The organism is Pseudomonas putida (genome assembly GCF_025905425.1).
GTDB classification, from domain to species: Bacteria; Pseudomonadota; Gammaproteobacteria; order Pseudomonadales; family Pseudomonadaceae; genus Aquipseudomonas; species Aquipseudomonas putida_AF.
In genome coordinates this window covers 5,448,537-5,466,075 of the sequence record NZ_CP109603.1, presented here as the reverse complement: position 1 = coordinate 5,466,075, position 17,539 = coordinate 5,448,537, and the positions used below count along the sequence as shown (strand labels likewise).

Sequence of the window (17,539 nt, the reverse complement as noted above, 5' to 3'; positions counted from 1 at the left end):
GTCTGAATCGCAGCAACGTGTCAGCTTCATAGTTCAGGCCTGAAAAACCCGGACGCACACTTCTTGCGCTGTTCGTGGCTGACGCCGCTAAGCTTGCCCAAGCCGCAGGAAGCGGCCCCATTCCGCGACAATGGAGCGTCCATGTCACTTGCCCTCGTCCACAGCCGCGCCCAGGTTGGCGTGCAGGCACCGGCGGTCAGCGTCGAAACACATCTGGCCAACGGGCTCCCCCACCTGACCCTGGTCGGCCTGCCCGAAACCACGGTCAAGGAAAGCAAAGACCGGGTACGCAGCGCCATCGTCAATTCCAGCCTGGATTACCCCGCCAGGCGCATCACGCAGAACCTGGCACCTGCCGACCTGCCCAAGGATGGCGGGCGCTATGACCTGGCCATTGCCCTGGGCATTCTCGCCGCCAGTGGGCAGGTCCCGGTGGCTACCCTTTGTGACATCGAGTGCCTGGGCGAACTGGCGCTGTCCGGCCAACTGCGCCCCGTGCAGGGTGTGCTGCCGGCGGCTCTGGCGGCAAGAGAAGCGGGCCGCGCCCTGGTAGTACCACGGGAAAACGCCGAGGAAGCAAGCCTTGCAGGCGGGCTTGTGGTGTATGCCGTCGGGCACCTGCTGGAACTGGTCGCCCACCTGAACGGCCAAGTGCCTCTGCCGCCCTATGCCGCCAATGGCCTGGTCTTGAACAGCCGGCCCTACCCCGACCTCAGCGAGGTACAGGGCCAGGTGGCGGCCAAGCGCGCCTTGCTGCTGGCCGCAGCCGGGGCCCATAACCTGCTGTTTACCGGCCCACCCGGTACCGGCAAGACACTGCTTGCCAGCCGCCTGCCAGGGCTTCTGCCGCCGCTGGATGAGCGCGAAGCACTGGAGGTGGCGGCCATTCAGTCGGTCAGCGGCCATGCGCCGCTAAACAGCTGGCCGCAACGCCCCTTCCGCCACCCGCACCACTCCGCCTCTGGCCCTGCACTGGTAGGCGGCAGCAGTCGGCCACAGCCCGGCGAGATCACCTTGGCGCACCATGGTGTGCTGTTTCTCGATGAATTGCCCGAATTTGAGCGGCGCGTGCTGGAGGTATTGCGCGAACCGCTCGAATCCGGCGAGATCGTGATCGCAAGAGCCCGGGACAAGGTGCGTTTCCCCGCGCGTTTTCAGCTGGTGGCGGCAATGAACCCCTGCCCTTGCGGCTACCTGGGCGACCCCACCGGCCGCTGCCGCTGCAGCACCGAGCAGATCCAGCGTTATCGCAATAAGCTGTCGGGGCCGCTGCTGGACCGCATCGACCTGCACCTGACCGTAGCGCGTGAAACCACCACCCTGAACAACCAACCCAGCGGCGAGACCAGCGCCGCAGTCGCCGAGCGGGTGGCCGAAGCGCGTGAACTGCAGCAACGCCGGCAAGGGTGCGCAAATGCCTTTCTCGACCTCAACGGCTTGCGCCGCCATTGCCTGCTACAGGCAGCGGACCAGGCGTGGTTGGAAACTGCCTGCGAGCGCCTGAGCCTGTCGCTACGCGCTGCCCATCGGTTGCTGAAAGTGGCGCGCACGCTGGCGGATCTGGAGGGTGTGGCATCGATTGCCAGGGCTCACCTGGCCGAGGCGCTGCAGTATCGGCCTGGGAGTTGATTCGGCCATTGCTTGAGCAACACCCACACAATCAGCGGTGGTTTCCGGCGCGCCCTGCTGTTTGTCTCGCTGCGCGGGACAATGTTTCTCCTCAAAGCCGGATTGTCTGACAGACCCGCAGTGCCCAAAATTGTCCTCCACACAGTTAAACGCTGCCCCGGCAGTTCATGGAGTACGAGCCAATGCCACACGAAGGCAGCCTTCTACAAACCGCGGTGATCTTCCTGCTCGCCGCGGTCGTTGCCGTCCCCCTGGCCAAGCGCCTGCAACTGGGCGCGGTGATCGGCTACCTGCTGGCCGGCGTGGCCATCGGCCCGCAGGCGCTGGGGCTGATCCGCGACACCGAAAGCGTTGCGCACATTTCTGAGCTTGGCGTTGTCCTGCTGCTGTTCATCATCGGCCTGGAGCTGTCACCCAAGCGTCTGTGGCTGATGCGCAAATCGGTATTCGGCGTGGGCGCGGCGCAGGTATTGCTGACCGGCGCGGTGATCGGCGCCATCGCCCTGTTCGGCTTTGCCCAGTCGTTGCCTGCAGCCTTGGTGCTGGGGCTCGGCCTGGCGCTGTCATCCACCGCCCTCGGCCTGCAGAGCCTGGCCGAAAGCAAGCAGCTCAACGCACCGCACGGTCGCCTGGCGTTCGCCATTCTGTTGTTCCAGGACATCGCCGCCATTCCGCTGATTGCCCTGGTTCCCCTGCTGGCCGCCAGCGGCCCCGATACCAGCCACGGTGACAGCCTCGAACACGCCCTGAAGGTGTTCGCCAGCATCGCCGTGGTCATCGTCGGCGGCCGCTACCTGCTGCGCCCGGTATTTCGCATCGTCGCCCGCACCGGCCTGCCAGAGGTGTCCACCGCTACCGCACTGCTGGTGGTGATCGGCACTGCCTGGCTGATGGAAGAGGCCGGCATCTCCATGGCCTTGGGGGCATTCCTGGCCGGCCTGTTGCTGGCCGACTCGGAGTACCGCCACGAGCTGGAATCGCAGATCGAACCGTTCAAAGGGCTGCTGCTGGGGCTGTTCTTCATCAGTGTCGGCATGGGCGCCAACCTGAGCCTGCTGCTGGAAATGCCGCTGGTGTTGTTGGGCCTGACCCTGCTGCTGATCGCGGTCAAGCTGACCTTGCTGATCGTGGTCGGCCGATTGGCCGGTGGCCTCAACAGCGCCAGCGCCCTGCGCCTGGGGATGGTGCTGGCAGCGGGCGGCGAATTCGCCTTCGTGGTGTTCAAGCTGGGCAAGGACCAGGGCCTGTTCGATACCCGGACCTACGACCTGCTGATGATGACCATTACCCTGTCGATGGCCCTTACGCCCCTGCTGATGCTCGGCTGTGCCCGCGCCCTCAAGCGCCCGCAACCGCAGCGTGAAGTGCCTGAGCAATACAAACAGATCCAGACCGATGCACCGCGCGTGGTAATCGTTGGCATGGGCCGCATGGGGCAGATCGTGTCGCGCATCCTGCGTGCCCAGAAGATCCCCTTCATCGCCCTGGAAACCTCGGTGGACGCCATCGAGATGACCCGCATGTTCGAGCAGGCCCCGGTGTTCTACGGCGACCCGCTGCGCCCTGAAGTGCTGCATGCGGCCAAGGTGGGCGAAGCGGAGTATTTCGTGATCACCACCGACGACCCCGAGGTCACCACCCGCACGGCGGAGCGGGTCAAGCGCCTGTACCCGCACCTGAAAGTGCTGGCCCGGGCACGTAACCGCCAGCATGTGCACAAGCTGGTGGACGTGGGTGCCGAGCCGATTCGCGAGACGTTTTACTCAAGCCTGGAACTGACCCGCCGTGCGCTGGTGGGGTTGGGGCTGAGTGACGCACAGGCGGCGGACCGTATTGCGCGGTTTACCCAGCATGACGAAGAAGTGCTGGAGGCCCAGGGGCAGGTGCGCGATGACCGGGCCAAGGTGATGCAGACGGCCAAGGAAGCGCGGGTGGAGTTGGAGCGGCTGTTTGATTCGGATGCGGATTGAGGCAGGTACGTGGAAACAACAGGAGGGCTTAGGCCCTCTTTTTTGGGCCTCGAAACGCCGAGGACTGCCCACCTCAATTGAGGAAACACCCTACACAAAGGGTCCCCCCTCGTCTGATAGCCCGCAGAAACCCTTCTCCATAGGCTCACTTGGTCGCTACCGCTTCAGCGGCTCTGATCGCAGACAACGGCAAGATGTTGTGGAATTTCATGCAGTGCGATGCAAAGGCATTACTTACCAGCAGTCAGCGCGTTATAGCTGGTCATCAAGTTCCGATAATCCGGAATGTGGTTGGAGCACAGCGCCGCCAGCCCTTCAACATCGTTGCGCCAGTCGCGGTGCAGCTCACAGGCCACGCCGAACCAGGTCATCAATTGCGCACCGGCCTGGCTCATGCGGTCATGAGCGGCATCGCGGGTCATCGCGTTGAAGGTGCCGGAAGCATCGGTCACCACGAACACCTCGAACTCTTCTTCCAGGGCCGCCAGCGCCGGGAACGCCACGCACACCTCGGTGACCACACCAGCGATGATCAGCTGCTTCTTGCCAGTCGCCTTCACCGCCTTGACGAAATCTTCGTTGTCCCAGGCGTTGATCTGGCCTGGGCGGGCGATGTAGGGCGCGTCCGGGAACAGCGCTTTCAACTCGGGTACCAACGGACCGTTGGGGCCTTGCTCGAAGCTGGTGGTAAGGATCGTCGGCAAGTTGAAGAACTTGGCAAGGTCAGCCAGGGCCAGCACGTTGTTCTTGAACTTATCCGGTTCGATGTCGCGCACCAGGGACAGCAAGCCAGCCTGGTGGTCAACCAGCAGCACAGCGGCATCGTCTTTGTTCAGGCGGTTGTAGGTGAATTTGCTCATGGTCTGTGCTCCTAAGGTTTATGAATTTTTCAGCAATTTGGGGTGTTTCGCGTTGATGAGCACAGATTAAAATCATCACCTTTGCTGCGGTAGACTGCGAAAACTGCCCTTAGCGTTCCACCTGGAGAACGATCATTGGAAGACCTCAACTCCCTCTACTACTTCACCCAAGTCGTGGAGCACGGTGGCTTCGCCCCGGCCGGGCGGGCGCTGGACATGCCCAAGTCGAAGCTCAGCCGGCGCGTCGCCGACCTTGAGGACCGCCTGGGCGTGCGCCTGCTGCACCGCACCAGCCGGCACTGCTCGCTGACCGAAATCGGCCAGGCCTACTACAACCGTTGCCTGGCCATGCGCGTAGAGGCCGAGGGCGCGGCGGAGATCATCGAACGCAACCGCAGCGAGCCTCGCGGCCTGGTGCGCATCAGTTGCCCGACCACCCTGCTCAACGCCTGGGTCGGGCCGATGCTGACCCGCTACATGCTCAAGTACCCGCAGGTGGAGCTGTTCATCGAAAGCACCAACCGCCGCGTCGATCTGCTGCATGAGGGCTTCGACTTGGCGCTGCGCGTACGCTTTCCGCCACTGGAAAACACCGACATGGTGATGAAAGTGCTGAGCAACAGCACCCAGTGCCTGGTGGGGCATCCGCAGTATCTGCAACAACTGCCCAAAGGCTTCGACCCGCAGCTGCTCGGTACGCTGCCCAGCGTGCACTGGGGCAGTGCCCAGCGTGAGTACCAGTGGGAGCTGTTCCAAGGCGAGGACATGAGCCGTAGCATCGTGATTCCGCACAAGCCACGCATGGTCACCGATGACCTGTTTGCCCTGCGGCATTTCGTGGTGGCTGGGGTGGGCATCGCGCATTTACCACGGGTCGCGGTGCGCGAGGATTTAGCCGAGGGTAGGTTGGTGGAGCTGCTACCGGAGTGGCACCCGCGTTGCGGCATCGTCCATGCCATCTTCCCGTCACGACGCGGGTTGTTGCCGTCGGTGCGGTCGCTGATCGATCACCTGGCCGAGGCGTTCGCTATCAGCGACATGGCCTGAATCAGTTGCTGTTAGTACGGGCCCTTTCGCGGGGCAAGCCTGCTCCCACACTGTGGACTGCCCCCAAGAAGTTGGACACCAATCCAACCCTTGGGGGCAGTCCACTGGGCTCAATTTAAATACATCAGTGAATCTGTGGGAGCGGGCTTGCCCCGCGAAAGGGCCAGCACAGGCACAGCAATACCTCCACCCAGCACACCCTTACAAGACCCTGCCCTATCCCCCGGATCATCCACCCCGGAGCCCCCATGATCCGCGCCACTCACGGACCAGGCCGCGCCCTGCTCGCCAGCCTCGCTCTCTGCCCTGCACTCAGCCAGGCAGAAGAGCCCGGCTGGTCGCTGCTCGCCGAATACCCACTCAACGGCAGTTTTTGAAATAGGCGGATAACCCGCTGCGCTCAAATACCGTGCTGGCGGCGCAAAAAAAGGGGCCGCTGCAGGCCCCTTTCTTCACATCAGCTTAAAACGCAAAGCACGAGCAACCCAACGCCCCCCAGAACCCTTGGAAGTCGTTCACGGGCACGCTGGAATGCCGCGCCTTCTCATGGCTGTGCGCATGCACTCCACACGGCCCGCTGCACTGGTGCACCGCTGCAGCCAGCGATGGCGTACCCACACGCCAGTGCCCAGGCACCTTGGCCACTGGCGACCACTCCGGCAGGACCGGCACCTGAGGCGGGCCGAGTTTGTCGAACTCGCCGGCGGCATACACGACCTTGCCGTCGACAACGGTCAGCACCGACTCGATGCCCTTGATCGCGTCTTCATCGACACTGAAGAAGTCCAGCGACAACGCCGCCAGGTCCGCCAACTGGCCAACCTTGATCTGGCCCTTCTTGCCCTGCTCGCTAGAGAACCAGGCGCTGCCTTGGGTGAACAACTGCAGCGCGGTGTCGCGGCTCAGGCCCTCGGGGTACAGTTCCATCCCCCCGACGGTCTTGCCGCTGACCAGCCAATACAGCGAAGTCCACGGGTTGTAGCTAGAGACGCGGGTCGCGTCGGTACCGGCCCCGACAGGCACACCCATGTCGAGCATGCGCTTGATCGGCGGGGTCTGTTCGGCCGCCTTGGCGCCGTAGCGATCGACGAAGTATTCACCCTGGAAGGCCATGCGGTCCTGGATCGCGATACCGCCGCCCAGGGCACGCACGCGCTCGATGTTTTGCGGGGTGATGGTTTCGGCGTGGTCGAAAAACCACGGCAGGCCATTGAACGGGATGTCGCGATTGACCTTCTCGAACACATCGAGCATGCGCGTGATGGATTCGTTATAGGTGGCGTGCAAGCGGAACGGCCAGCGCTGCTCGACGAGGTGGCGCACCACCGGCTCCAGCTCTTCTTCCATGGTTTGCGGCAGGTCCGGGCGCGGCTCCAGGAAGTCCTCGAAGTCGGCAGCGGAGAACACCAGCATCTCGCCAGCGCCGTTATGGCGCAGGAAATCGGTGCCGCTGTGCAGCTTGACGCTGGAGGTCCACTTCTTGAAGTCGTCCAGCTCTTCCTTGGGCTTCTGAGTGAACAGGTTGTAGGCGATGCGCACGGTCAGCTGGTTGTTGTCTGCCAGCTCCTGGATCACCGAGTAATCGTCGGGGAAGTTCTGGTAGCCACCGCCGGCATCGATAGCGCTGGTCAGGCCCAGGCGGTTGAGCTCGCGCATGAACTGGCGGGTCGAGTTGACCTGGTATTCCAGCGGCAGCTTCGGCCCTTTGGCCAGGGTGGCGTAAAGGATCATCGCGTTAGGGCGGGCGATAAGCATACCGGTCGGCTCGCCGAACTTGTTGCGCTGGATCTCGCCCCCGGGCGGGTTCGGCGTGTCCTTGGTGTAACCGACAGCTTTGAGCGCGGCGCGGTTGAGCAACGCGCGGTCGTACAGGTGCAGCAGGAACACCGGGGTATCAGGCGCGGCCTGGTTGATTTCCTCCAGGGTCGGCATGCGCTTTTCAGCGAACTGGAATTCGTTCCAGCCACCGACCACACGCACCCACTGCGGGGTTGGGGTACGGGCGGCCTGGTCCTTGAGCATGCGCAGGGCATCGGCCACCGACGGCACGCCTTCCCAGCGCAGCTCCAGGTTGTAGTTCAGGCCACCGCGGATCAGATGCAGGTGGGAGTCGTTCAGGCCTGGGATGACGGTGCGCTGCTTGAGGTCAATGATCTGCGTGGCGGCGCTTTTGTGGGCCATGGCTTCGGCGTCGCTGCCAACGGCTATGAAGCGGCCGTCCTTGATGGCGACGGCGGTGGCCGTGGGCTTCTCACGGTCGACGGTGTGCAGTTTGCCGTTGAACAGAATGAGGTCGGCGGTCATGGGGCCTCCTTGGGTGGATGCATGGGCGGAACCGGCGGTGCCGGCGAAGGGCAATGCGGACCAGAGCGCGCCGGCGGCACCGAGCACGGTGCTGGTGGCGAGGAACTGGCGACGGCTCTTGTCGTTGGGGTCCTGGGACATGGTCTTCTCCGTCTGGGTGCGGCAGCGGCAGGCGCAACTGCGGAGCATGCCGGTTCGTGCAGGGCTGAGGATTGGATGGATGTGCGGTGGGTGGGTGAAGGTTAGCCTTGATCAGCTTTTGTGCAGCCTCGGCCGACCCCCGCTTTTCATCGGCCCAAGAACGCCAACAGGTCTTCATTCAGCTGCTGCGCATGCGTCACAGCAAACCCATGCGGCGCACCTTCATACACTTTCAGCTCGGCCCCACGAATCAACTCGGCGGCCTTCTTGCCCGTGGTCTCGAACGGCACGATCTGGTCCGCGTCACCGTGGATCACCAAGGTCGGCACCTCGATCTTGGCCATGTCCGGGCGGAAGTCGGTCTGGGAGAACGCAGTGACGCAATCCAGCGTGCCCTTGATCGAGGCCAGCAGCGCGATGTTCAGGGTCTGCGTCTGCACCCCCTGGGACACCTGCTGCCCTTGGTTCAACCCATAGAACGGCGTGGCGAAATCGGCGATGAACTGCGCCCGGTCGGCACGCAGGCCCGCCTGAATACCCTCGAACACAGCTGCATCGACCCCCTCGGGGTTGTCATCCCGCTTGCCGAACACCGGCGTCACCGCACCCAACAACACAAGCCCGGCGACCCGCTCGTTACCATGGCGCGCGATATAACGGCTGACATCGCCGCCGCCCATGGAGAAGCCCACCAAGGTCACCTCACGCAGATCGAGATGCTCGATCAACTGGGCGATATCATCGGCAAAGGTGTCGTAGTCATAACCGCTCCACGGCTGGCTCGACCGGCCGAAGCCACGGCGGTCGAAGGCGATGGCGCGGTAGCCACGACTGGCCAGAAACTCCATCTGCGCATCCCACATGTCGGCATCCAGCGGCCAACCGTGGCTGAACAGCACGGGCTTGCCGCTGCCCCAGTCCTTGAAATAGATCGAAGTGCCGTCGCGGGTTACGAAAGTGCTCATGTCGGTATCTCCTTGAAAGTCTATGGGGAAGAGGCTGGATCAGCCACGCAGCCAGTTGGCACAGCGGCGGGTTACCCACGGCATGATGTAGAACACCACGGGCAGGATGACAAACAGGTTGCCGATCAGGTTGCCGGTGATCGCCCCGCCCAACTGCGGGAAACGCGCGAACAACGGTGCCAGCAATTGCGGGATGACCAGAGTCATCGGGCAGATCACCAGGTAAGTCAGCAATGCCTGCTTCCAGCGCGGCGGTGGTGCCGCGGTGGTGCTCGGCGGGGTGAACCAGAATTCCGGGTCGTCGTGCACCTGGGTGTTGTCACCCTCCTCCAGCAGTGGCAGCACCTGGCTGACCAGCGTCTGGCGCTCGGTGGAGTTGACCCAGGCCTGCAGCAGGCCGGCGTCGCTGAAACGCACCACGGTGGTGAAGTGGCGGCCGCCGTCTTCCGGGCGGATCACGTTGACGTCGAGGTGGCCGGGTTGACGGCGCGCGGCGCTGACTGTGTGCTTGAGCCACGCTTCGTAGCCTGCCAGCGACTCGGCGCGAACCTTGTGCTGGATGACCAGGGTGACCACGTTGCGGTTGTCTTGGGATGCGGTGTTCATCGGCGTTCCTTGGGATGAGCTGGCCCGCATCCACTGTGCAACGGCGAACGGGCGGAAGATTGAATGAGTGTGCTGCCCTAACCGGGCACCGACTGCCGGTGCCCGGTGCGCGGCGGGTTACTTGCCGGCGTTGAACGCGTTGTAGCTGGTCATCAGGTTGCGGTAGTCCGGGATGTGGTTGGAGCACAGCGCCGCCAGGCCTTCGATGTCGTTGCGCCAGTCGCGGTGCAGCTCACAGGCCACGCCGAACCAGGTCATCAGCTGCGCACCGGCACGGCTCATGCGGTCATGGGCAGCGTCGCGGGTCATCGCGTTGAAGGTGCCAGAAGCGTCGGTCACCACGAACACCTCGAATTCTTCTTCCAGGGCCGCCAGCGCCGGGAAGGCAACGCAGACCTCGGTGACCACACCAGCGATGATCAGCTGTTTCTTGCCAGTGGCCTTCACGGCCTTCACGAAATCTTCGTTGTCCCAGGCGTTGATCTGGCCTGGGCGGGCGATGTACGGGGCATCTGGGAACAGGGCTTTCAATTCCGGCACCAGCGGGCCGTTGGGGCCTTGCTCGAAGCTGGTGGTGAGGATGGTCGGCAGGTTGAAGAACTTGGCCAGGTCGGCCAGGGCCAGCACGTTGTTCTTGAAGGCGTCCGGCTCGATATCGCGTACCAGCGACAGCAGGCCAGCCTGGTGGTCGACCAGCAGCACGGCAGCGTCGTCTTTGTTCAGGCGGTTGTATTTGAATGGGGCCATGGTCGTTGCTCCTAAAGGGTTTTGATGTTCAGTCAGTGGGGTGTTTCGCGTTGATGGGAGAAGATTAAAACCATCACCTTTGGAGCGGTAGATAGCGGTTTTTGGCTTTACCGTTCTGTTTTGTGAACGATGGAGTGGCAAACGATTTGCTAGCCCCATTGCCTGCCTGAGCAACCTGCTCTATTACTACCCGAAGCCCTCCCCCACCCCGAGACCACCATGCTGGCCTTCATCCAGTCGTCCCCGTTGTTGCTCGGCACTTCACTGATCCTGCTCGACCTGGTTCTCTGGCAACTTATCCCCATTCAGCGCCGGGCCTGGCGTATCGGCGCGCGGCTGACGATCTTCCTGCTGTTCAGCTGGGTGCTGCTGGCCGCCGGCATGAGCCCGCTGCAACCGCCGCCGTGGCCCGACGACGTGTCGCGCAACCTGATGGCAACAGTGCTGACGATTGGCTGGTGGCTGTTCGGTGCGCGCACGGTGACCGTGGTGTTCGGGCAACTGCTGGTGGCCCGCGGCAGCCACGGCGGCCGGTTACTGCAGGATGTGCTGGGGGCGCTGATTTTCCTGGCGGCTGTGGTGGCCGCTGCGGGCTACGTAATGCAACTGCCGGTGAAGGGGCTGCTGGCCACCTCCGGGGTCATGGCTATCGTCATCGGCCTGGCATTGCAAAGCACCTTGGCCGACGTGTTCAGCGGCATCGTGCTGAACACGACGCGGCCTTATCAGATCGGTGATGCGATCTCCATCGATGGCACGGAAGGCAAGGTGCTGGACATCGACTGGCGCGCCACCCGCCTGCTGACCAGCGCAGGCAGCCTGGCGGTAATCCCCAACTCGGTGGCGGCCAAGGCCAAGCTGCTTAACCACAGCCGCCCGCCTGACGTGCATGGGGTGTCGATCAGCGTGGTGGTGCCGGCCAAAGTGCGCCCCAAGCGGGTGTTCGATGCACTGGAAAAGGCCCTGCAGGGCACGCGCGCGATACTCGCCTCGCCCAAACCGAAAGTCACAGTGAAGGCCTCGACCCTGGAGTCGGTGGAATACGAGGCCAGCGGCTTCGTTGCCGACATGGGCGGCAAGGGCGACGCACGCAATCAGCTGTTCGACCTGGCCCATCGGCACCTTGAGGCCAGTGGCGTGATGTGGAACGTCGACCTGGCCATGCCACCGCGCAGCCGCCAGCGCGAAGTGTTGGACGAAGTGCGGGTGTTCCGCTCGCTGAGCGATGAAGAGCGCGATGCGCTAAGCCAGCGCATGACGGCCGTGGAATACCTGGCCGACCAGGTGATCCTGGGGGTGGGCGAGCGTTCGGATCACTTGCTGGTGATTGGCAGCGGGGTGGTTTCGGCGTCAGTTCGCGATGGCGACAAGCTGCTGGAGGCCGGGCGCATGGGGCCAGGGGAGGTGCTGGGGATCGAGGGCATCATTGACGAGGACGATGCTTTTGCCGAGTTCCGCACGCTGACCAGTTGCGTGCTATACCGCATCGACAAGGAACAGGTGAAAAGCTGCCTGGTGCAGCGCGGCGAGGTGCAGACGGCGTTGAGCAAGTTGCAGCGGTTCCGGCGGCAGAGCCGGGAATCGTTGTTGCTGCAGAAGCCGACCCTGATCAAGAAAGGCGGCTTCCTCAGTTGGTTGCACAAGTAAACATGCACCGGCCTCTTCGCGGGCAAGCCCGCTCCCACAGGTAATCCACAGTTGCTGAAGGCTGTGAAAACCCTGTGGGCGCGGGCTTGCCCGCGAAGGGGCCAGTCATTACAACACCACCCTCAAGCACTGCCCAGCGTGGTACAGCGAGAACCCGGACTCGTAGAACGCCGTACGCAGCGACGGCGCGCTCACCCCGGTCATCGGCGAGAACGGAATCGGCAGGCTGTCCGCTTCACCCTTGAGCAAGAACTCGGCAAAGGCTCGCCCGATCACGGTTCCGGTGGTATTGCCGCGGCCGTTGTAACCGGTCACCGCCACCAGCCCCGGCGCCGGCTCGAACAGGCGCATCAGGTGATCGGGGGTGAAGTCGATGCAGCCCGTCCAGTGCATCTCCCACTCGACCTTGCCCAGCTCGGGGTAGTAATGGCTCTGGATACGGTCAGCCCAGCTGCGCACGAACCAGGCCGGCTTGTTGTCGACCCGGCCCAGGCTGCCCAGCAGCAGGCGGCCCTGGTCGTCGCGGCGAATGCTGCTGAGCACCGTGCGGGTGTCCCAGGAGCCCTGGCCATGCGGCAGCACCTTATCGGCGGCGGCGCCGTGTAGCGGTTTGGAGGCGACCTGGTAGTAGTAACCGCGGAAGAACTGCTTCTGCAGGTTGCTCCAGTCGCCTTCGGTGTAGGCGCCGGTGGAGATCACCACCTTGTCGGCGCGCACCGAGCCGCGTGCTGTCTTCACGCGCCAGCCATCGCCCTCGCGCTCCAGGCCCTCGACCGAGGACTGCTGGAACACTTTGCCACCCAGGCGCGAGACCGCAGCGGCCAGGCCTTGGGTGTATCCCATGGGGTTGATGGTGCCGGCGCGGCGGTCGAGCAGCGCAGCGGAAATCTTGTCGGTACCACAGTATTCCTGGCACTGGGCGCCGGTCAGCAGCTCTACGTCAGCGCCACGGCGGCTCCACTGTTCATGGCGTGCTTCAAGGTCGGCGATGCCAGTGGCGTTGTGCGCCATGTGCAGCGTGCCTTTGTGCTGGGCCTGGCAGTCGATGCCCAGGCGCTCGATCATGGCGAAGACCTCGCCCGGCGCCTCGCCAAGCACCTTGTTCAGGCGGCTGCCCTGCTTCTGGCCGAGGGTCGCCTCGACGTCGTCGGGGCGGATCCAGGTGCCGGCATTGACCAGGCCGACGTTACGTCCGGAGCCACCGTGGCCGATCTTCCAGGCTTCCAGCAAGATCACCGACTTGCCCTGTTCGAGCAGGTGGATCGCTGCGGACAGGCCGGTGATGCCGCCGCCGATCACACAGACATCGGCCTTGTGCTCACCGGCCAGGGCCTGGGAGGCGACGGTCGGTTTGCTGACGAATTCCCACAAGCATTGTTGACGCAGTTCGGACATGGCCGGCTCCAGCAGTGTTGTTCTTATTGCGGGTGCATCTGGTGTGTTGGGGCCGCTTTCGGCCCATTCGCAGGGCAAGCCCGCTCCCACAAGTACCTCGCTAAACTGCCGATTGCGGGGAACCTGTGGGAGCGGGCTTGCCCCGCGAACCGGGGGCGAAGCCCCCGGCCATGCAGCATCAGTCGAACACGATACCCTGCGCCAGCGGCAGCTCGCGCGAGTAGTTGACGGTGTTGGTCTGGCGACGCATGTAGCCTTTCCAGGCATCCGAACCGGACTCACGGCCACCGCCGGTTTCCTTCTCGCCGCCAAACGCCCCGCCGATCTCGGCGCCGCTGGTGCCGATGTTGACGTTGGCGATGCCGCAGTCGCTGCCCGAGGCGCTCTGGAAGCGCTCGGCTTCACGGATGTCGGTGGTGAAGATGCACGAGGACAGGCCTTGTGGCACTTCGTTGTTCAGGCGCAGGGCCTCTTCGAAGTCGTCGTAGGCCAGCACGTAGAGGATCGGCGCGAAGGTTTCGTGGCGAACCACGTCGCTTTGGGCCGGCATCTCGGCAATGGCTGGGGATACGTAGTAGGCATTCGGGTACTGGTCAGCCAGCTGACGCTCACCGCCAAACACCTGGCCACCTTCGTCGCGGGCCTTGGCCAGCGAGCCCTGCATGGCGTCGAAGGACAGCTTGTCGATCAGCGGGCCAACCAGGTTGTCTTTGCGTGGGTCACCGATACGCACCTTGGCGTAGGCAGCTTTCACGCGGGCAACCACTTCGTCCTTGATCGAGCGGTGCACGATCAGGCGACGTAGGGTGGTGCAGCGCTGGCCAGCAGTGCCGACGGCCGAGAACAGGATGCCACGCACAGCCAGGTCCAGGTCCGCGCTCGGGGCCAGGATCATGGCGTTGTTGCCGCCCAGTTCCAGGATGCTGCGGCCAAAGCGGGCAGCGACACGTGGGCCGACTTCACGGCCCATGCGGGTGCTGCCCGTGGCGCTGACCAGCGGCACACGCGGGTCATCGACCATCGCTTCGCCCGCTTCACGGCCACCGATGACCAGCTGCGCCAGGCCAGCCGGCGCATCGCCAAAGGCTTTCAGGGCTTTTTCGAACAGCGCCTGGCAAGCCAGGGCGGTCAGTGGGGTTTTTTCCGACGGCTTCCACACCACCGAGTTACCGGCCACCAGGGCCAGGGCGGTGTTCCAGGCCCAGACGGCAACCGGGAAGTTGAAGGCGCTGATCACGCCAACCACGCCCAGCGGGTGCCAGGATTCACGCATGTGGTGGCCAGGGCGCTCGGAGGCGATGGTCAGGCCGTACAGCTGACGCGACAGGCCGACGGCGAAGTCGCAGATGTCGATCATTTCCTGCACTTCGCCCAGGCCTTCCTGGGTAATCTTGCCGGCTTCGATCGAAACCAGCTCGCCGAGGTCGGCCTTGTGCTCACGCAGCACTTCGCCGAACAGACGGACCAGCTCGCCACGGCGCGGAGCCGGCACGCTGCGCCAGGCTTCGAAAGCGCTCTGGGCCTGATCGATGCGGGCGATGGTCTCGGCCTTGCCGAGCAATTTCACCGAGGCGATCTGGCTGCCGTCGATCGGCGTGTGAACAGGGTAGTCGCCCTGGGTGTAAGCCTCGGCGGCAACGCCAAGGCGCTCGAGCAATCCAGCAACCATTTGTGCATCTCCTACATCGGTGATGGGGTGGAAAAATGATGTGGATCAGTATTAATCCGATCACACCGGTGCAACAAACGACCTTTATTCCGCATATCATTCCGTCAGGTAATGATTTGAGCCACAGAGACCGCTATGTCCAAACGCCTGGTGCCCTCCATGACCGCCCTGCAGTGCTTTGAAGCCGCAGCCCGTCATTTAAGTTTCACCCGTGCCGCCGAAGAGCTGCACCTGACCCAGAGCGCCGTCAGCAAGCAAGTGGCGCAACTCGAAGACATGCTGCGCCACCACCTGTTCCTGCGCATTCGCCGCCGTCTGCAGCTGACGCCAGCGGGCAGCCTGTACCTGGCCGAGGTCAACAAGATCCTCACCCAGGTGGACATGTCCAGCCGCTACGTACTGACCTATGGCGAGCAGACCGAGATACTCAAGGTAGCCACTCAACCGAGTTTTGGCGTGCGCTGGTTGATTCCTCACCTCAAAGGGTTTGGCAAGCGCCACACCAATATCCACCTGGACATCCGCAACGAGATGGAGCCGTTCGCCTTGCTGCAAGGCTCGGCGGACGTGGTGTTCTTCTATGGGCAGGGCACCTGGCCGGGGGCGACCTGCGTGGAGCTGTTCCGCGAAGAGGTGGTGCCGGTCTGCGCGCCAGAGCTGTTGGCCGGGCGCACGCTGGCCGATGCCGGTGAGCTGGCCGAGCTGGTGCTGTTGCAGAGCACGTCGCGGCCTGAGGCGTGGCATGAGTGGTTCCTTGAGCTGGGGCTGCAGAGTGTCAGCGCCTACCATGGGCCGCGTTTCGATACCTTCTACATGGCCTTGAGCGCGGCGCAGGCCGGGTGTGGTGTGGCGCTGGTGCCGCGCTACCTGGTGGCCAAGGAGCTGAATGACGGGAGCTTGGTCATTGCCTGGAACCACGCGATGAAGAGTACCGGGGCGCATTACCTGGCGTATGCCGAGCATGCGGCGGAGGTGCCGAAGGTGCGGGCGTTGGTGGAGTGGATTCGCGAGCAGTTGCAGGCTTGAGAGTGCTGGGGCCGCTTTGCGGCCCATGGCCCTAAGGTCGATCAAAAAAGGAATGATACACTCACTTTTTTTCGCTTGTGAGCCATGTGCATTCCCAGCTTTCATGTAAGCGTCCGAACCCAACCAGGAAGCTAGCGATGCCCGCCCACGATTTCGTCAGCCCAGACAGCATCCGCGCGCAGTTCTCTGCCGCCATGTCGCTCATGTACAAACAGGAAGTGCCGCTATATGGCACGCTGCTGGAGCTGGTGAGCGAAATCAACCAGCAGGTGATGACCCAGCAACCTCAGGTGGCCGAAGCGCTACGCTGGACCGGCGAGATCGAGCGCCTGGACCAGGAACGCCACGGCGCCATCCGCGTCGGCACCGCCGAAGAATTGGCCACCATCGCCAAACTGTTCGCAGTGATGGGCATGGAGCCCGTCGGCTACTACGACCTCAGCTCGGCGGGCGTACCGGTGCATTCCACCGCCTTCCGCGCCGTGCACGAACAATCCCTGCATGTCAGCCCGTTCCGGGTATTCACCTCGCTGTTGCGCCTGGAACTGATCGACAACCCGCAGTTGCGTGAACTGGCACAGAGCATCCTGGCCAAACGCAAGATCTTCACCCCGCGCGTGCTTGAACTGATCGCCCAGTGCGAGCGGGACGGTGGCTTGAGCGCGGCCGATGCCGAGGCCTTCGTACAGGAAGCGCTGCACACCTTCCGCTGGCACCACGACGCCACGGTAACCGCCGAGCAGTACCAGCAACTGCACGACCAACACCGTTTGATCGCCGACGTGGTGGCCTTCAAAGGCCCGCACATCAACCACCTGACCCCACGCACCCTGGACATCGACGCCATCCAGGTCGGCATGCCGGCCAAGGGCATCCCGCCAAAGGCCGTGGTCGAAGGCCCGCCCACGCGTCGTCATCCGATCCTGCTGCGCCAGACCAGCTTCAAGGCGCTGCAAGAGAAAGTCGCCTTCAGCGGCCAGCAAGGCAGCGAGGGCAGCCACACCGCGCGCTTTGGCGAGATCGAACAGCGCGGTGCAGCGCTGACGCCGAAGGGCCGCCAGCTGTACGACAAACTGCTCGACGCAACCCGCGCAGCCCTCGGCGGCGCCCCGGCGGAGGCCAATGCCGAACGCTACATGAGCTTGCTCAAAGCGCAGTTTGCCGAGTTCCCCGACGACCTGGCGCAGATGCGTGAGCAGGGCCTGGCCTACTTCCGTTACTTCGCCACCGAAAAAGGCCTGGCCGCACGCGATCACAGCGACCGCCCGACCACCCTGCAAGGGCTGATCGACGCCGGGCATGTGCACTTCGAGGCATTGGTGTACGAAGACTTCCTGCCGGTGAGCGCGGCGGGGATCTTCCAGTCCAACCTGGGCGATGATGCGCAGGCGGAATACGGCAGCAACGCCAACCGTGAAGCCTTCGAGGCCGCGCTGCAGCTGAAGGTGCAGGATGAACTGGCCTTGTATGCACAGAGCGAGCGCCGTTCGCTGCAGGCGTGTGCACAGGCGTTGAACCTGGGGTCGATGTAAG

Annotated in this window: 13 protein-coding genes and 1 pseudogene; 7 read left to right on the top strand and 7 right to left on the bottom strand. The window is 63.7% G+C overall.

Annotated features, from left to right (window positions below):
- Nucleotides 1-141 precede the first annotated feature (141 nt).
- Together OGV19_RS24640 and OGV19_RS24635 are read left to right on the top strand one after the other, a co-directional pair.
- Nucleotides 142-1,629 carry a YifB family Mg chelatase-like AAA ATPase gene (locus OGV19_RS24640; protein ID WP_264311047.1) on the top strand — a complete coding sequence of 496 codons (1,488 nt, stop codon included), beginning with the start codon at nt 142-144 and terminating at the stop codon, nt 1,627-1,629.
- A gap of 182 nt (nt 1,630-1,811) precedes the next feature.
- Entirely contained in the window at nt 1,812-3,599 is a 1,788-nt protein-coding gene (locus tag OGV19_RS24635; RefSeq protein ID WP_264311046.1) for a monovalent cation:proton antiporter-2 (CPA2) family protein, read from the top strand.
- Between the two features lie 230 nt (nt 3,600-3,829).
- Here the strand turns inward: OGV19_RS24635 and ycaC (OGV19_RS24630) are convergent, their stop codons facing one another.
- Nucleotides 3,830-4,459 carry an isochorismate family cysteine hydrolase YcaC gene (ycaC, locus tag OGV19_RS24630; protein ID WP_264311045.1) on the bottom strand — a complete coding sequence of 210 codons (630 nt, stop codon included), beginning with the start codon at nt 4,457-4,459 and terminating at the stop codon, nt 3,830-3,832.
- Nucleotides 4,460-4,594: 135 nt separating this feature from the next.
- Here ycaC (OGV19_RS24630) and OGV19_RS24625 point away from each other — a divergent pair, with 135 nt between their 5' ends.
- Nucleotides 4,595-5,506 carry a LysR substrate-binding domain-containing protein gene (locus OGV19_RS24625; RefSeq protein WP_264311044.1) on the top strand — a complete coding sequence of 304 codons (912 nt, stop codon included), beginning with the start codon at nt 4,595-4,597 and terminating at the stop codon, nt 5,504-5,506.
- Between the two features lie 248 nt (nt 5,507-5,754).
- Nucleotides 5,755-5,880 (top strand): annotated as a pseudogene (locus OGV19_RS24620) (porin); the annotation flags it as partial.
- Between the two features lie 88 nt (nt 5,881-5,968).
- Here OGV19_RS24620 and OGV19_RS24615 read toward each other — a convergent pair.
- The 4 genes from OGV19_RS24615 to ycaC (OGV19_RS24600) form a co-directional block, all read right to left on the bottom strand.
- On the bottom strand, nt 5,969-7,810 hold the full coding sequence (locus OGV19_RS24615) for an amidohydrolase (protein WP_264313998.1): 1,842 nt from the start codon (nt 7,808-7,810) through the stop codon (nt 5,969-5,971).
- 287 nt (nt 7,811-8,097) lie between these two features.
- Complete coding sequence (locus OGV19_RS24610) at nt 8,098-8,916, bottom strand: alpha/beta fold hydrolase (protein ID WP_264311043.1); 819 nt, start codon at nt 8,914-8,916, stop codon at nt 8,098-8,100.
- A 39-nt stretch (nt 8,917-8,955) separates the two neighbouring features.
- Complete coding sequence (locus tag OGV19_RS24605; protein WP_264311042.1) at nt 8,956-9,522, bottom strand: antibiotic biosynthesis monooxygenase; 567 nt, start codon at nt 9,520-9,522, stop codon at nt 8,956-8,958.
- Nucleotides 9,523-9,639: 117 nt separating this feature from the next.
- A complete protein-coding gene (gene ycaC, locus OGV19_RS24600) occupies nt 9,640-10,269 on the bottom strand; it encodes an isochorismate family cysteine hydrolase YcaC (RefSeq protein ID WP_264311041.1) in 630 nt (209 codons plus the stop codon).
- 219 nt (nt 10,270-10,488) lie between these two features.
- Between ycaC (OGV19_RS24600) and OGV19_RS24595 the strand changes: the two genes are divergently transcribed.
- Nucleotides 10,489-11,916, top strand: a complete 1,428-nt coding sequence (locus tag OGV19_RS24595; protein WP_264311040.1) for a mechanosensitive ion channel family protein — start codon at nt 10,489-10,491, stop codon at nt 11,914-11,916.
- A 108-nt stretch (nt 11,917-12,024) separates the two neighbouring features.
- Here OGV19_RS24595 and OGV19_RS24590 read toward each other — a convergent pair whose 3' ends face one another.
- Both OGV19_RS24590 and OGV19_RS24585 read right to left on the bottom strand, forming a co-directional pair.
- On the bottom strand, nt 12,025-13,311 hold the full coding sequence (locus OGV19_RS24590) for an L-pipecolate oxidase (protein ID WP_264311039.1): 1,287 nt from the start codon (nt 13,309-13,311) through the stop codon (nt 12,025-12,027).
- Nucleotides 13,312-13,489: 178 nt separating this feature from the next.
- Nucleotides 13,490-14,980 (bottom strand): L-piperidine-6-carboxylate dehydrogenase, encoded by a 1,491-nt coding sequence (locus OGV19_RS24585; RefSeq protein ID WP_319026009.1) that lies wholly within the window; start codon nt 14,978-14,980, stop codon nt 13,490-13,492.
- A 135-nt stretch (nt 14,981-15,115) separates the two neighbouring features.
- Between OGV19_RS24585 and OGV19_RS24580 the strand changes: the two genes are divergently transcribed.
- Together OGV19_RS24580 and OGV19_RS24575 are read left to right on the top strand one after the other, a co-directional pair.
- The gene (locus OGV19_RS24580; protein ID WP_264311038.1) at nt 15,116-16,006 is read left to right on the top strand and encodes a LysR family transcriptional regulator; all 891 of its coding nucleotides are present in this window, start codon (nt 15,116-15,118) and stop codon (nt 16,004-16,006) included.
- Nucleotides 16,007-16,143: 137 nt separating this feature from the next.
- The gene (locus tag OGV19_RS24575; protein WP_264311037.1) at nt 16,144-17,538 is read left to right on the top strand and encodes a 2-oxoadipate dioxygenase/decarboxylase HglS; all 1,395 of its coding nucleotides are present in this window, start codon (nt 16,144-16,146) and stop codon (nt 17,536-17,538) included.
- Nucleotide 17,539 lies beyond the last annotated feature (1 nt).

Excerpts from the sequence above, each read along its gene's own strand:
- OGV19_RS24640 (WP_264311047.1), top strand. The coding sequence starts at position 142 with ATGTCACTTGCCCTCGTCCACAGCCGCGCCCAGGTTGGCGTGCAGGCA.
- OGV19_RS24635 (WP_264311046.1), top strand. The coding sequence starts at position 1,812 with ATGCCACACGAAGGCAGCCTTCTACAAACCGCGGTGATCTTCCTGCTC.
- ycaC (WP_264311045.1), bottom strand. The coding sequence starts at position 4,459 with ATGAGCAAATTCACCTACAACCGCCTGAACAAAGACGATGCCGCTGTG.
- OGV19_RS24615 (WP_264313998.1), bottom strand. The coding sequence starts at position 7,810 with ATGACCGCCGACCTCATTCTGTTCAACGGCAAACTGCACACCGTCGAC.
- OGV19_RS24610 (WP_264311043.1), bottom strand. The coding sequence starts at position 8,916 with ATGAGCACTTTCGTAACCCGCGACGGCACTTCGATCTATTTCAAGGAC.
- OGV19_RS24605 (WP_264311042.1), bottom strand. The coding sequence starts at position 9,522 with ATGAACACCGCATCCCAAGACAACCGCAACGTGGTCACCCTGGTCATC.
- ycaC (WP_264311041.1), bottom strand. The coding sequence starts at position 10,269 with ATGGCCCCATTCAAATACAACCGCCTGAACAAAGACGACGCTGCCGTG.
- OGV19_RS24595 (WP_264311040.1), top strand. The coding sequence starts at position 10,489 with ATGCTGGCCTTCATCCAGTCGTCCCCGTTGTTGCTCGGCACTTCACTG.
- OGV19_RS24590 (WP_264311039.1), bottom strand. The coding sequence starts at position 13,311 with ATGTCCGAACTGCGTCAACAATGCTTGTGGGAATTCGTCAGCAAACCG.
- OGV19_RS24585 (WP_319026009.1), bottom strand. The coding sequence starts at position 14,980 with ATGGTTGCTGGATTGCTCGAGCGCCTTGGCGTTGCCGCCGAGGCTTAC.
- OGV19_RS24580 (WP_264311038.1), top strand. The coding sequence starts at position 15,116 with ATGTCCAAACGCCTGGTGCCCTCCATGACCGCCCTGCAGTGCTTTGAA.
- OGV19_RS24575 (WP_264311037.1), top strand. The coding sequence starts at position 16,144 with ATGCCCGCCCACGATTTCGTCAGCCCAGACAGCATCCGCGCGCAGTTC.